The sequence below is a fragment of the Reyranella sp. genome (assembly GCF_050185545.1).
GTDB lineage: Bacteria > Pseudomonadota > Alphaproteobacteria > Reyranellales > Reyranellaceae > Reyranella.
This window is the reverse complement of sequence record NZ_JBFWZI010000004.1, coordinates 43289-57845: the sequence shown is the minus strand read 5'-3', so window position 1 is coordinate 57845 and position 14557 is coordinate 43289. Positions and strand designations below refer to the sequence as shown.

The 14557-nt window shown below is 68.3% G+C and carries 11 protein-coding genes; 8 read left to right on the top strand and 3 right to left on the bottom strand.

Annotation, left to right across the window (positions count from 1 at the left end; all coding sequences use genetic code 11):
- Position 1: 1 nt before the first annotated feature.
- On the bottom strand, positions 2–1165 hold the full coding sequence (locus AB7O82_RS02035; protein WP_428536994.1) for a benzoate/H(+) symporter BenE family transporter: 1164 nt from the start codon (positions 1163–1165) through the stop codon (positions 2–4).
- Between the two features lie 183 nt (positions 1166–1348).
- Positions 1349–2590 carry a Zn-dependent hydrolase gene (locus AB7O82_RS02030; protein WP_428536991.1) on the bottom strand — a complete coding sequence of 414 codons (1242 nt, stop codon included), beginning with the start codon at positions 2588–2590 and terminating at the stop codon, positions 1349–1351.
- A 68-nt stretch (positions 2591–2658) separates the two neighbouring features.
- On the opposite strand from AB7O82_RS02030, the gene AB7O82_RS02025 reads away from it, so the two are divergent.
- Genes AB7O82_RS02025 through poxB form a run of 5 tightly spaced genes read left to right on the top strand, consistent with a single transcriptional unit; the run spans position 2659 to position 7269 of the window.
- On the top strand, positions 2659–2946 hold the full coding sequence (locus AB7O82_RS02025; RefSeq protein WP_428536988.1) for a type II toxin-antitoxin system Phd/YefM family antitoxin: 288 nt from the start codon (positions 2659–2661) through the stop codon (positions 2944–2946).
- Positions 2943–3272 carry a type II toxin-antitoxin system RelE/ParE family toxin gene (locus tag AB7O82_RS02020; protein WP_428536985.1) on the top strand — a complete coding sequence of 110 codons (330 nt, stop codon included), beginning with the start codon at positions 2943–2945 and terminating at the stop codon, positions 3270–3272. The genes AB7O82_RS02025 and AB7O82_RS02020 overlap by 4 nt, the downstream gene beginning before the upstream one ends.
- A gap of 43 nt (positions 3273–3315) precedes the next feature.
- Complete coding sequence (locus AB7O82_RS02015; protein WP_428536982.1) at positions 3316–4494, top strand: CaiB/BaiF CoA transferase family protein; 1179 nt, start codon at positions 3316–3318, stop codon at positions 4492–4494.
- Positions 4491–5519 (top strand): histone deacetylase family protein, encoded by a 1029-nt coding sequence (locus AB7O82_RS02010; RefSeq protein WP_428536979.1) that lies wholly within the window; start codon positions 4491–4493, stop codon positions 5517–5519. The genes AB7O82_RS02015 and AB7O82_RS02010 overlap by 4 nt, the downstream gene beginning before the upstream one ends.
- A 28-nt stretch (positions 5520–5547) precedes the next feature.
- The gene (poxB, locus tag AB7O82_RS02005; protein WP_428536976.1) at positions 5548–7269 is read left to right on the top strand and encodes a ubiquinone-dependent pyruvate dehydrogenase; all 1722 of its coding nucleotides are present in this window, start codon (positions 5548–5550) and stop codon (positions 7267–7269) included.
- A gap of 10 nt (positions 7270–7279) precedes the next feature.
- Here poxB and AB7O82_RS02000 read toward each other — a convergent pair whose 3' ends face one another.
- Entirely contained in the window at positions 7280–8113 is an 834-nt protein-coding gene (locus AB7O82_RS02000; protein WP_428536973.1) for an MBL fold metallo-hydrolase, read from the bottom strand.
- A gap of 272 nt (positions 8114–8385) precedes the next feature.
- On the opposite strand from AB7O82_RS02000, the gene AB7O82_RS01995 reads away from it, so the two are divergent.
- The 3 genes from AB7O82_RS01995 to AB7O82_RS01985 all read left to right on the top strand — a co-directional run bounded on the left by AB7O82_RS01995 (position 8386) and on the right by AB7O82_RS01985 (position 14327).
- On the top strand, positions 8386–9252 hold the full coding sequence (locus AB7O82_RS01995) for an ImuA family protein (protein ID WP_428536970.1): 867 nt from the start codon (positions 8386–8388) through the stop codon (positions 9250–9252).
- Entirely contained in the window at positions 9140–10819 is a 1680-nt protein-coding gene (locus AB7O82_RS01990) for a Y-family DNA polymerase (protein WP_428537127.1), read from the top strand. Before AB7O82_RS01995 ends, AB7O82_RS01990 begins: the two co-directional genes overlap by 113 nt.
- A gap of 199 nt (positions 10820–11018) precedes the next feature.
- The gene (locus AB7O82_RS01985; RefSeq protein ID WP_428536967.1) at positions 11019–14327 is read left to right on the top strand and encodes an error-prone DNA polymerase; all 3309 of its coding nucleotides are present in this window, start codon (positions 11019–11021) and stop codon (positions 14325–14327) included.
- Positions 14328–14557 lie beyond the last annotated feature (230 nt).

Genomic DNA, 14557 nt, shown 5'->3' with positions numbered 1-14557 from the left:
CTCAGCGGCCCGGGCGCTCGAGCAGCCGGTCGAGGGCCACCACGGTCAGGCCGAAGCACAGCCCCCAGAAGGCCGAGCCGACGCCGAGCAGCGTCACGCCCGAGGCCGTCACGGCTAGCGTGCCGGCGGCGGCGATGCGATCGCGATCGCCGGCGAGCGCCGTGCCCATGGCGCCGGCCATCGACGCCAGCAGGGCGGTGCCGGCGATCGTCGCCAGCAGGGCTGGTGGCAGGGCGGTGAACAATCCGACCAGCGAGGCGCCGAACAGGGCGATGATCACCCACCACAAGGCATAAAGAGGTCCGGTCTTCCAGCGTTGCGCCGGATCTGGATGCGCATCGGGACCGGTGCAGAGCGCCGCGGAGATGGCGGCCAGGTTGGAAGTGTGCGCGCCGACGAAGGCCGTCACGAGGGACAGCGCGCCGGTGACCGCGAGCACGGGCTGGGTCGGCGGTTGGTATCCCGAGGCGCGCAGCACGGCGAAACCCGGCAGGTTCTGCGACGCCATGGTCACGAGATAAAGCGGCACACCGAGACCGATCAGGGTGGCGACGTCCCACGACGGTGCCAGCAACTCGAGATTGGACAAGGCGATCGGCGGCAACGGCTTCACCAGGCCCAGCGACCAGGCCAGCAATGCGCCGGCCGCCAGAACGATCAACGAAGCAAGCGTCGGCACCAGCCGCCGCGCGACCAGGAACAGGCCGATCAACGGCAGCACCAGCAGAGGGGCGGCCGGCACGTGCTCGACCATCGCCACCACCAGGCGGAGCAGGATGCCGGCCAGCATGGCGGCGGCAATGCTGGCCGGGATTCGCTCGATCAGCCGACCGAGAGGGCGCAGGGCGGCCGTCATCAGGATCAGGGCGGCGGCCACGACGAAGGCGCCGACCGCGGCGCGCATGCCGGGAACGCCCGCAGTCGAGGCAATCAGGGCGGCGCCCGGAGTCGACCACGCCGCTATGATGGGAATGCGATAGAGCAGGCTGAGGACCAGGGTGCTCGCCGCCGTCGCGACGGCGAGCCCGGACACCCACGAGCTGGCCTCGGCCGGGGTCGCGCCAACCGCCTGTGCCGCCGCCAGAACTACCGGCAAGGTGCCACCGACGCCCGCGATCGTCGCCACCAGCGACGCGCTCGCGAGCGACACCCAACCCGACTTCACGCCGAGCCTCTGGATCGACTCATTGCCGGGAGCGCGCCACCAGCAGGAAGCAAACTCTCCCGCTGGGAGCGCGCCATTCCGATGGCGCTCTTCTTGCCGAACACAGATCCCATGAGCGCCATCGGAGTGGCGCGCTCCCAGCCATGAGCGTCCCTCGTCTGGAACGCTCTTGGCCATGCCTCCTCAGGCATCGGCGCGCTCGACCATGGCGTGCAGCAGGATCTGGCAGCCGGCGGCGGCGTCCTGCTGGGTAGCGTCCTCGATCTCGTTGTGGCTGATACCGTCCTTGCACGGCACGAAGATCATGGCCGTCGGCGCGACGCGCGAGACGTAGCAGGCGTCGTGGCCCGCGCCGCTCACGATGTCCATGTGGGCGTGGCCCGCCTGCACCGCGCCGCGGCGCACCGAGTCGACCAGCTCCTTTGCGAAGGGCGATGCCGGAAAGTGCCAGATCTGCTCGATCGCGGCCTCGAGCCGATGGCGCCGGGCGATGTCGGCGGCGGCAGCCCGCAGCTCGGCATCCATCCGGCCGAGCTCGTCATTGTCGGGATGGCGCAGATCGACGGTCATGAAGACGCGGCCGGGAATGGTGTTGCGCGATTGCGGCTGGCTCTCGATGACGCCGACCGTCGAGCGACCGTTCGGCCGTTCGCCGATTCGGCGCAGCGCCACGATCAGCTCGGCCGCGCCCACCAGCGCGTCGCGACGGCCTTCCATCGGAGTCGTGCCGGCATGGCTCTCCATGCCGGTCCAGGAAATCTCGTACCAGCGCTGGCCCTGCGCGCCGGTGACGACCCCGATCGTCCTGGCCTCGCGCTCGAGGATCGGACCCTGCTCGATATGCGCCTCGAAGAACGCCCCGACCTTTCGTCCGCCGACCGGCTCGCTGCCGTCGTAGCCGATCGCCTTCAGCGCGTCGCCGAAGCTCACGCCGTCGCGGTCGGTGCGCGACAGCGCATAGTCGAGCTCGAAGGCGCCGCCGAACACGCCCGACGCCACCATCGCCGGCGCGAAGCGGCAGCCCTCCTCGTTGGTCCACACGGCAACCTCGATCGGCGCCTCGGTGACGTAGCCGGAGTCGTTCAGGGCGCGCACGACCTCGAGGCCGGCCATCACACCGTAGGCGCCGTCGAACTTGCCGCCGGTCGGTTGGGTGTCGAGGTGCGAGCCGGTCATTACCGGCGGCTTCGCCGGATCGCGGCCTTCACGCCGGGCGAAGATGTTGCCCACCTTGTCGACCCGGATCGAGCAGCCCGCCTCCTTCGCCCAGCGCACGAAAAGGTCGCGCCCCTGGCGATCGAGATCGGTGAGCGCGATGCGGCACACGCCACCCTTGTCGGTCGCACCGATGCGGGCCAGCTCCATCAGGCTCGCCCACAGCCGGTCGGAGTCGATGCGCAGGTTGGGTCGGTCGGCAATGGCCATCACGTGCACTCCATTTGTCGTCGGACCATTAACGGACTAAATTGGTTCTTGGACTCAAGGAGCCTACCATGGTGCGTGCCTCCCGGATCAAGCCGATCAGCTATTTCAAGGCCCATGCCGCGGAGATCATCAAGGAGCTGGGCGAGGTCGGCGAGCCCATGATCATCACCCAGAACGGCGAGGCCAAGGCCGTCGTCCAGGATATCGTCTCCTACGACAAGACTCAGGAAACCCTGGCCCTGCTCAAGATCCTGGCCTTGGGCGACCGCAACATCGCGGAAGGCAAGACCGTTCCGCTGGTCGAGGCAATGCGACGAGTCCGCGAGCGCCTCAGAGCGAGACAGTCCGAAAAATGAGGCGCCACGAAGTTCGCCTGGACAGGCAGGCGCTTGTGGACCTGGAGGACATTGCCGACGACATTGCCTGCCGTGGCTCGCTGGCGCAGGCGGAACAGGTCGCCCAACGAATCGAGCAGACATCTCTCTTGCTGGCGGACTCGCCAAGTCGCGGATCGCATCCCTATGAGCTCCTGGAGTTCGGTAATCGCCTGTTCCGGGAAGTACCCTGCAAGCCCTACAGAATCGTTTATCGCATCTACGAGCGAGAGGTCGTGATCATGCTGATCGCCGATGGCCGGCGCGATATGCGGGCGCTGCTGGCCAGACGCCTGCTGGCCGCCTAGAGGGAGGCTGGCCGAAACGGACGGGCGACGCTATCACAGGATCATGCTTCCTCTGTCCGACACGCTCGTTCTCGACCTCACGCAAGTCATTGCCGGCCCGACCGCAGGCCAGATCCTGGGCGACATGGGCGCCGATGTGATCAAGGTCGAGCCGCTCCATGGCGAGCATTTCCGGCCGCATTTCGGCGGTGCCTGGGTGCCGTCGATGAACCGCAACAAGCGCGGGCTCGCGGTCAACCTGCGCACCGCGGGCGGGCGCGACGTGCTGATGCGGCTGGTCCGCAAGGCCGACGTCTTCATGGAGGCCTTCGTTCCCGGCGTGATGGACAAGCTCGGCTTCGGCTGGGAGACGGTCTCGGCGGAGAACCCGCGCCTGGTCTACGCCTCGATCTCGGGCTACGGCCAGACCGGCCCCTATTCCTCGCGTGCCGGCTACGATCCCTGCATCCAGGCCGAGATCGGCCTGATGGATGCGACCGGGCCGGAGAACGGCGAGATGTGCCGTGTCGGCACCGCCTCGATCGACTATTGCACTGGCTCGTTCTGCGCCGCCGGCATCGCCTTTGCCCTGCTCGGCCGCCACAAAACCGGCCGCGGCCAGCGCCTCGACCTGTCGCTGTTCGACGTCGGCATGCACATGATGAGCCACTGGATCACCAACTACGGCCTGACGGGCGAGAACCCGGTGCGCATGGGCACGTCGAACTCCCTGCTGTTCCCGCTGCGCGTGTTCGAGACCAGGACACGGCCGATCTTCATCGCCGGCACCAACGATGCCTTCTGGCGCCTGCTCTGCAGCGCGCTCGGCCGGCAGGACTGGCTCGACGACAAGCGCTTCGCCAGCAACGAGAGCCGCATCGCCCACCGCGCGGTTCTCCAGCCGATGATCGAGGCGCACTTCGCCGCGCACACCGCCGAGGAATTGCTCGACAAGCTGATCCCCGCCGGCATGGCCTGCGGTGCCGCCTACCGGGTAAGCGACGTCATGGAAAGCGACCACGCCAGGGCACGCGGCAGCGTGCTCGAGATCACCTATCCGGGGATCGGCCCGGTGAAGTCGGCCGCCAATCCGATCAAGCTCTCCGACGCGCCGGTCGACACGCGCCGAAAATCGCCGACGGTCGGCGAGCACACGGCGGAGATCATGCGGGAGGTCGGCTACAGCGATGCCGAGATCGCGGCCTTGCGCGACGCCAAGGCTGTCGCAGTGGGTGCGCCATGAAGGTCGTCTATTCCGAACGTCACGCCAGGCACGACCCGCAGACCTTCCTGGTGCGTGGTGTCATCCAGCGCAACGCCGAGCAGCCGGAGCGCGCGCTTCGCCTGCTCGCCGCCGCGCAGGCCGCCGGCCACCCCGTCGAGGCGCCAAGACCGATTGGCCTCGGACCGGCACAGGCGATCCATACGCCCGAGTACCTCGACTTCCTGCAGGTCGCCGCGCGCGAATGGGCGACGCTGCCGGGCTCCGGGCCGGAGGTCGTCCCCAACGTGCATCCCGCGCGCTATCCCGCAACCTACCCCAAGGGGCTGGTGGGGCGCGCCGGCTGGCACCAGGCCGACACTGGCTGTCCGATCGGTCCGCATACCTGGGACGCCGCACTCGCTGCCTGCGAGACGGCAGTCACCGCCGCCGAGCTGGTGCTGGCGGGCGCCCGCGAGGCCTATGCGCTCTGCCGCCCGCCGGGCCATCACGCCTTCGCCGACATGGCGGGCGGCTTCTGCTTCCTGAACAACAGCGCCATCGCCGCCCAGCATCTGCGCCGCGATCATGCCCGCGTCGCCGTGCTCGATGTCGACGTCCATCACGGCAACGGCACGCAAGGCATCTTCTTCGAGCGCGACGACGTGCTCACGGTGTCGATCCACGCCGACCCCAGCACCTACTATCCCTACTTCTGGGGGCACGCGCACGAGACCGGGACCGGCAAAGGCCACGGCTTCAATCTCAACCTGCCGCTGCCGATGGGCTCGCCCGATGCGCCGTGGCTCGAAGCCGGCGACAAGGCTCTGGCGCGCATCAAGGCGTTCGCGCCCACTGCGCTGGTCGTCGCGCTGGGCCTCGACGCCGCCGCGAGCGATCCCCTGCAGGGCCTCAAGGTTACCGGCACCGGCTTCCATGCGATGGCCAGCAAGATCGCGAGCCTCGGTCTGCCCACGGTGCTGGTGCAGGAAGGTGGCTACCTCAGCGACGATCTGGGGCACAATCTCGTTCAGTTCCTCGCCGGATTCGACTCGGGCCGTCGCTAGCCGGTCGGTCCTCTCGGTGGAGGCATGCATGGCGCGTACGATTGCAGATCTGATGGCCGAGACGCTGGCCGTCGCCGGCGTGAAGCGAGTGTACGGCGTGGTCGGCGATTCGCTGAACGGCTTCACCGATTCGTTGCGCAAGCAGGGGAAGATCGACTGGATCCACCTGCGCCACGAGGAGGCTGCCGCCTTCGCCGCCGGCGCGGAGGCCCATCTCACGGGAGAGCTCGCCGTCTGCGCCGGCAGTTGCGGGCCGGGCAACCTGCATCTGATCAACGGCCTGTTCGATTGCCATCGCAGCCGGGTGCCGGTCGTGGCCATCGCCGCTCATATCCCGAGCGGCGAGATCGGCGGCTCCTACTTCCAGGCGACCCATCCCGAGCATCTGTTCGCCGAATGCGCACACTATGTCGAGCTGGTCTCCAACGTCGAGCAGATGCCGCGCATCCTCGACAAGGCGATCCGCATCGCCGTGGCCCAGCGCGGCGTGTCCGTCGTCGTCGTGCCCGGCGATGTCGCGCTGCTGTCGACGGATGCCAGGACTCCCGGCTGGCTGGCTCCCAGGCCCCCGATCATCCGGCCCGACGAGTCGGAGATCGACGCGCTCGCGGCCCTCTTGAACAACGGCAAGCGGGTTACCCTGATGTGCGGCGCCGGCTGCGCCGGGGCCCACGCCCAGGTGACCGCCCTGGCTGAAACCCTCGCCGCGCCGATCGTGCATTCGCTGCGCGGCAAGGAGCATATCGAGTACGACAATCCCTTCGACGTCGGCATGACCGGCCTGATCGGTTTCGCCTCGGGCTACGCGGCGATGAAGGAATGCGACACGCTGCTGCTGCTCGGCACCGACTTTCCCTACCGGCAGTTCTATCCGGAGGGTGCGAAGATCGCCCAGGTCGACATCCGCGCGGAAAGCCTGGGCAACCGCTGCCCGCTCACGCTCGGCGTGGTCGGGGATGTCGCAGCGACGATCGCGGCACTGCTGCCCCGGCTGCAGCGCAAGACCGATCGACAGTTCCTCGACGCCGCGCTCGCGCACTATCGCAAGGCGCGGGCGGATCTCGATGCGTTGGCCGAAGGCAAACCGAGCGGCAGCATCATCCATCCGCAATACGTCGCGCGCCTGGTCAGCGAGCTTGCCGCCGAGGATGCGATCTTCACCTGCGATGTCGGCACGCAGACGGTGTGGGCGGCGCGCTATCTCAGGATGAACGGCAGGCGCCGGCTCATCGGCTCGTTCAACCATGGCTCGATGGCCAATGCCCTGCTGCAGGCGATCGGCGCCCAGGCCTGCAGCCCGGCCCGCCAGGTCGTCTCGCTGTCCGGTGACGGCGGCTTCTCGATGATGATGGGCGACTTCATCAGCCTGACCCAGCTCGGCCTGCCGGTGAAGGTGATCGTGCTGAACAACGGGACGCTGGGCTTCGTCGAGATGGAGATGAAGGCGAGCGGCTTCCTCGATACCGGCACCGGGCTCAAGAATCCCGACTTCGCCGCCATGGCGAGGGCCATGGGCGTGCATGGCGTCAGGGTGGAGGATCCACAGGCGCTGCCGCAGGCGTTGCGCGAGGCGCTGGCCCACGATGGGCCTGCTCTGGTCGATGTCGTGAGCGCCCGTCAGGAGCTCGCGATGCCGCCCAAGACGACGCTCGACCAGGCCGTCAATTTCGGCATCTTCCTCGCCAAGGCGGTGATGGATGGCCGGGCCACCCAGCTGATCGACTTGGCGCGCACCAACCTCAGGATCTGACTCGGGGGCGTCAATCGCCGCCGCTGCCGCCGAGCACGTAGACGGTGAGCTTCTCCGGCAGCTCCTCGCGCACGACCTCGACGGATTGCCGGTCGGGCCAGACGAACTCGGCGTCGAGTTCCTGCATCAGGCCCTGGAACCGCTCGACCTGGGAGCGCCCCCAGTAGTGCATGGGCAGCACCATTTTCGGCTGGATCTGCCTGATGACGTCGACCATCAGGGGCTGGCCCATCGTGTAGGAGCCGTCGATCGGCACCATCAGCACGTCGATGCGGCCGAGCTCCTCGAGATGCTCCTTGGTCAGCCGATGATGCAGATGACCGAGATGGGCGATGCAGAGATCGGCGATGGCGTAGATGAAGATCGAGTTGCCGTTGATGCGGGCCGACGAGCCGCCCCAGTCGCGGGCGTTGGTCGGCACGTTCCACACCTTCATGTCCTTGAAGGCGATGTCGTGCTTGGCCTCAGTCTCGCCGGGCTCGCTCGGCCAGCCGCGCAGCACGTAGGTGATGCCCTCCTCGGGATCGTCGGTGAAATGCGTCGAATGGGCATTGTTCATGGTGACGATGTCGGGCCGGCGGCCGAAACCGTTGACGCCGTTGTAGTCGGTGATGGCCCGTACACCCTGCGGCGAGTCGATCTGATAGCTCGAATGGCCGAGGAAGGTGATGACGGCGCGATTCGGCGAGTTGCCGGCGGCGATCGGCAATCCGTCGAGCGAGGCCACCTGCACCCCGGGCCATGCTCGTTCGACCAGGTTCTGCGAGCAGCGTGCCAGGGCCGGTCCGGTGATCAGGGCGAAGGCCGAGGCCAGCAGGGCGAGCAGCGATACGCGAAAGGTCATCGGACCTCCTTTGCGCCGCATGATGCGGCCTACTTTCACTGCTTCGCAAGCCACGTGCCGGGCAAGGTTTGGCATGCCATGCCTCAAGTTCATTCTATCCACAGGGTCGAGTCGATGGAATTGCCTGTCAGACCGATCGCAGGAACCCGCCTCGCTGATGTGTCGTACGGCGAACGCGCGTGTCCCCTATCCATTGACATCGTTGTGGGAAATGAATAGAACAAAAAGAGAACATCATATTTCTCCCACGCATTAACGCTTTCGAGGGGGCGATGCCCGTCATTTCCCCGAATGCCTTTGCTCCCCCGGCCGCCAACGATGCGGCAGCCCCCGTCGCGGCGGATCTGCGCGAGCGCGTGCGCCGGTTGGAGCGTGCCCACAGCGCCCAGCGGGCCGGCCGCACCGCCGTGCCGCTCGGCATCGCGGCGATCGATGCCCTGTTGCCGGAAGGCGGATTGCTGACCGGCGCCCTGCACGAGATCGAGGCCGGCCCCACCCCGTCCGGCCGGGTAGCCCCCCATGATGGGGCGGCCCTGGGCTTTGCCGCCCATCTGATGGGCCGTTTCGGGCCCGGAACCCTGTTGTGGTGCCGTCAGCCCTCCGCTTCCTTCGATGCACAGCCCTACGCCGCCGCGCTCGCGACCTGGTTCGATCCGGCCCGCCTGCTGATGATCACGACGCGGCGCGACGAAGATTTGTTCTGGGCGATGGAAGAAGGCCTGCGCTGCCCCGGCATCGCCGCCGTGCTGGGCGAGACCCGCGCCGCCGATCCCACCGCCGGCCGGCGCTTGTCGCTCGCCGCCGAGAAGAGTGGCGTGCCCGCCCTGCTGCTGCGGCCCCAGCCGGCGCCGCCGCAAAGCGTCTGCACGACGCGCTGGCGCCTCGCCTCGGCGCCGTCGCGCTCGACGCCCGGCCTCAACGATATCGGCGCGCCGCGCTGGCGCCTCGAGCTGCGGCGCAATCGCTTCGGCACGCCGTCGGTCGACGAATTTCCTTCCTGGCTCGTGGAGTGGAACGATGAAACGCATCGTCTCGCTGTGGTTCCCCAAGCTGTCAACGGATCGGCTGGCCCGCCCCAGGCCGCCGTCGACCGAGAGTCCGACTCCGCGCGACGGGTCGCCCCGCGACTGGTCGGCTAGGGCGGCCGCCACCGTCGTCTGGCGCGACGGCTGCCCGCGTCTCGCCGCCGTCAATCCGCACGCCCGCACCGCCGGCCTGCGGCCGCACATGCGGCTGGCCGATGCGCGGGCGCTGGTGCCGGATTTGATCACCACGGCAGGCGAGCCACAGGCCGACCGCCGCCTGATCGAGGTCATCGCCGGCTGGTGCGAACGCTACACGCCGTGGGTGACGATCGATCCGCTGGGCGGCGCCCTCTCCGAGGAAGGCATGGAAGCCTGCAGCGCCGGCGGCTTCGGCGGCGATGCCGGCCTGCTGCTCGACGTCACCGGCTGCGGCCATCTCTTCGGCCCGGACGAGGCGGGCGAACGCGCCCTGCTGGCCGACCTGGTGGAACGCCTGTCGAATCACGACTTCGCCTGTCGGGCGGCGATGGCCGACACGGCGGGCGCTGCCTGGGCGCTGGCGCGCTATGCCGAACGCCAGGCCGATCTCTTCTGCCCGCGCCACGGCCAGCGGGCCGCCCTGGCGACGCTGCCGGTCGAGGGGTTGCGGGTCGAGGCGCCGATCCTCGAGACCTTCCTGAAGCTCGGCCTGCGGCGCATCGGCGATCTCTACCCCCTGCCGCGCGCGCCGCTGGTGCGGCGCTTCGGCGAGCAGCCGGTCGTCCGCCTCGACCAGGCCCTGGGCGCGCTCGACGAGCCGCTCGAGCCGCGCCGGCCGCCGCCTTCCTTCCGCACGCGGCTCGCTTTCGCCGAGCCGATCGGCCGGCCCGAGGACATCGCCGCCGCGACCAGCCGCCTGCTCGCCGCCCTGTGCCGTCAGCTCGAGCAGGCGGGCGTCGGCGCGCGCACGATCGAGATCGCCCTCTACCGGGTCGACGGCTCGGTCGACCGCACGTCGATCGGCACCAGCCGGCCCAACCGCGACAATCCCAAGCTGATGAAGCTGTTCCAGGAGAAGCTCGGCGAGCTCGATCCCGGCTTCGGCGTCGAGCTGATGATCCTGGCCGCGCCCGAGGTCGAAGCCTGGACCGGCACGCAGGACACGCTGCCCGAGTCAGGTGTCCTGCCGACCTCGCTCCTGGAAGACGGCACGATCGATCTCGCCGACCGGTTGGCCCTGCGGTTGGGTGGGGAGAACGTGGTGCGGCTGTTGCCGCACGACAGCCATCTGCCCGAGCGGGTGCAGACCGCCGCCGGCGTTTCGGTCAGGCCCGCGCCGGCCGGCGCCTGGCGGCGCGTCGCCGATCTCAAGGGCGCGCGACCGACCCGTCTGCTGCAGCGGCCCGAGCCGATCGAGGTCACGGCGTTCGTGCCCGACGATCCGCCGATGACCTTCCAGTGGCGCCGCCATGCTCATCGCATCGTGCGCGCCGAAGGACCGGAACGGCTGGCCGACGAATGGTGGCGGCCGCGCTCCGACGGCAGCCGGCCGCCGGCCAATACGGTGCCCCTGTTCCGCGACTACTACCGGGTCGAGGACAAGGACGGCGTCCGCTTCTGGCTGTTCCGCGACGGCCCTTACGGCACGCCCGCCAACGGCCGCCCGACCGCCCGCTGGTACCTTCATGGGTTCTGTGCGTGATCTTTTTCCTCCCCAACGAAGTTGGGGAGGTGTCGCCGTCTTCGGCGACGGAGGGGTCATGCGTCTTCCGGACCGCGGGCGTCCCGCCCGCTCATGAAGCTTGAGCGGGCGGGACGCCCGCGGTCCAGTCATGACCCCTCCGTCGCCGAAGACGGCGACACCTCCCCAGCGAAGCTGGGGGAGGAGAACTTGGACCACCATGTACGCCGAGCTGCAAGTCACCACCAATTACAGCTTCCTGCGCGGCGGCTCGCATCCGGGCGAGCTCGCGCTGCAGGCGATCGCGCTCGGCCACAGCGCCATCGGCATCGCCGATCGCAACACCCTGGCCGGCGTGGTGCGCGCCTATGCGGCGATCAAGGAATACTACGAGGAGTTCCCCGACATCCCGGCAGGCGAGCGCTGCCGCCTGCTGGTCGGTGCCCGCCTCGAGTCGCGCGACGGTTATTCGCTGCTCGCCTATCCGACCGACCTCGACGCCTACAAGCGCCTGTCGCGCCTGCTGACGGTGGGCAATCGCCGCGCCGCCAAGGGCGCCTGCGATTTCGGCCTAGACGATCTCGCCACCTATGCCGAAGGCCTGCTGGCCATCGTCCTGCCGCCGCGCCGGCCCGACGATCCGGCTTTCCGCGATCGCCTGCGCACGCTCGCCGAGCTGTTCGGCGATCGCTGCTATCTCGCCGGCACCGCGTTGTTTCGCGGCACCGATCAGCGCCGCCTGGCGCTGCTCGACAATCTTGCCGCCGAGACGGGCGTCGGCCTAGTCGCCACCAACGACGTGCACTATCACATCCCCGAGCGACGGGCGCTGCAGGACGTGGTGACGGCCATCCGGCTGGGCTGCACGGTCGACGCGCTGGGTTTCCGCCGCTTCGCCAGCGCCGAGCGGCATCTCAAGGATCCCGTGGAGATGGCGCGGCTGTTCCGCCGCCATCCGCGCGCCATCGAGCGCACGCAGGAGATCGCCGATCGCTGCCGTTTCTCGCTCGACCAGCTCACCTACCAGTATCCGGTGATGTACGAGGGCGGCGAGACGCCCCAGGACAAGCTCGTCCGCCTGACCTGGGAAGGCGCGGCCCGGCGCTACCCCGATGGCATTCCCGACAAGGTCGCCAACGCCCTGCGGCACGAGTTCGAGCTGATCGACAGCAAGAAGATCGCGCCCTACTTCCTGACCGTGCACGAGATCGTGCAGCAGGCCCGCGAGATGAAGATCCTCTGCCAGGGCCGCGGCTCGGCCGCCAACTCGGCCGTGTGCTATTGCCTCGGCGTCACGTCGGTCGATGTCAGCAAGTCGGAAGCGCTGTTCGAGCGTTTCCTGTCCAACGAGCGCGACGAGCCGCCCGACATCGATGTCGATTTCGAGCACGAACGCCGCGAGGAAGTGATCCAGTGGATCTACAACAACAAGGGCCGTTCGCGGGCGGCGCTGGCGGCCACCGTCATTTCCTATCGCAGCCGCAGCGCCATTCGCGAGGTCGGCAAGGCGCTCGGCCTCTCGCCCGACACGGTGGGCGCGATGGCCGATACCGTCTGGGGCATCGGATCGGGCGGCGTCGACACCGATCACGTGCGCGAGGCCGGCCTCGACCCCACCGATCCGCGCCTGCGGCTGGCCCTCGAGCTGTCGGCGACTTTGTGCGGCTTTCCCCGCCACCTGTCGCAGCATGTCGGCGGATTCGTCCTGACCGAAGACCGCCTCGACGAGCTGGTGCCGATCCAGAATGCCGCCATGGAGGACCGCACCGTCGTCGAATGGGACAAGGACGATCTCGATGCCTTGAAGATCTACAAGGTCGACGTGCTGGGGCTCGGCATGCTGACCTGCCTGCGCAAGAGCTTCGACCTGATCGGGAAGCATTACGACCGGCAGCCGACGCTGGGCATGGAAGCCACCGACCCGGCCGTCTTCGACATGCTGTGCAAGGCCGATTCCGTCGGCGTGTTCCAGGTCGAGAGCCGGGCGCAGATGTCGATGCTGCCGCGCCTAAAACCCAGGAAGTACTACGATCTCGTCGTCGAAGTGGCGATCGTGCGGCCCGGCCCGATCCAGGGTGGCATGGTCCATCCCTATCTCAGGAACCGCGGGAAGAGGCCCGAGGACATCGACTATCCGGGCACGCTCAGGAAGATCCTTGAGCGGACCTGCGGCGTGCCGCTGTTCCAGGAGCAGGCGATGCAGATCGCCATCGACGCCGCGGGCTTCTCGCCCGCCAGGGCCGACAAGCTGCGCCGCGCCATGGCGACCTTCCGCCGGGCCGGCACGATCCACAAGCTCAAGGGCGACTTCATCGAAGGCATGGTCGACAGGGGCTACGAGCGCGCCTTCGCCGAAAGTTGCTTCAAGCAGATCGAAGGGTTCGGCGAATACGGCTTCCCCGAGAGTCACGCCGCGAGCTTCGCCATCCTGGTCTACGACTCCTCCTGGGTGAAGCACTACTACCCCGAGGTCTTCGCCGCCGCCCTGCTCAACTCCCAGCCGATGGGCTTTTATGCGCCGGCCCAACTGGTGCGTGACGCGCGCGAGCATGGCGTCGAGGTGCGGCCGCCCGACATCAACGCCAGCGACTGGGACTGCACGCTGGAGCCCGTCGCGGAACGCCGCTGTGCCCTGCGTCTCGGCCTGCGTCAGGTCACCGGTCTTGCCGAGGAAGAAGCCAGACGGCTGGTCGAACGTCGCACCGAGCCCTATCGCGATCCGGCCGATCTGTGGCGACGGTCGGGCCTGTCGAAGCGCCACATCCTGGCGCTGGCCCGCGCCGACGCCTTCGCCTCGCTCGGCCTCTCGCGGCGCGACGTGCTGTGGGCGGTACGTGGTCTTTCGGACGCCCTCTTGCCGTTGCTCGACCAATCACCTCGGGTGCGCGATCTCGAACCTTCCGTCAGCCTGCCGGCGCTCACCCTGGGCGAGCAGGTGGTCGACGATTACGCCGCCCTCTCGATGTCGCTGCGCTCCCATCCGATGGCGCTGCTGAGGCCACGCTTCCACGACCGCGACGTGGCGCCCACCGCCGTGCTGTCGACGTCGAGGAACGGCGATCACTTCATCCTTGCCGGGCTGGTGCTGGTGCGCCAGCGGCCGGGCACCGCCTCGGGCGTGGTGTTCGTCACCATCGAGGACGAGCACGGCATCGCCAATCTCGTGGTCTGGCCCAGGGTCTTCGAGGATTATCGCCGTGTTGTCATGGGCTCGCGCCTGCTCGGCGTGCAGGGCCGCGTGCAGCGCGAGGGGCTGGTGATCCATCTCGTCGCCGAACGCTTGTGGGACTGGTCGGCCGAGCTCGATTCGATTTCCGACATCGACACCTTCCATCTCGATCACGGCCGCGGCGACCAGGTCCGCACCGACTCGCCCGACCATCGCCTCCGCCCACCCGTTCCCGTGCCGGAAGCCAACGCCACGCGCCATCGCGTCAGCAAGGGCCAGCCGGCCAAGCCGGGCTACGACCGCAGCCGCATCGCCCTCGACCGCCCCAAGATCAAGATCGCCTCCCGCGATTTCCATTGAGTGCCGAACCGTCCGGCGACGACGAAACCCCGCTACAGCGTGATCTTGTTTGTCGAAGCACCAAAGAACACATCCTGAGGAGCCACGCGTAGCGTGGCGTCTCGAAGGGTCGGCAACAGACGTGATTTTGCAGCCCCTTCGAGACGCGGCCTGCGGCGCTCCTCAGGGTGAGGTGTCGTTGGTACTTCAAGCAAAGAAAACCTCGCTCTAGTCGAGCAGCAGCAGATTCG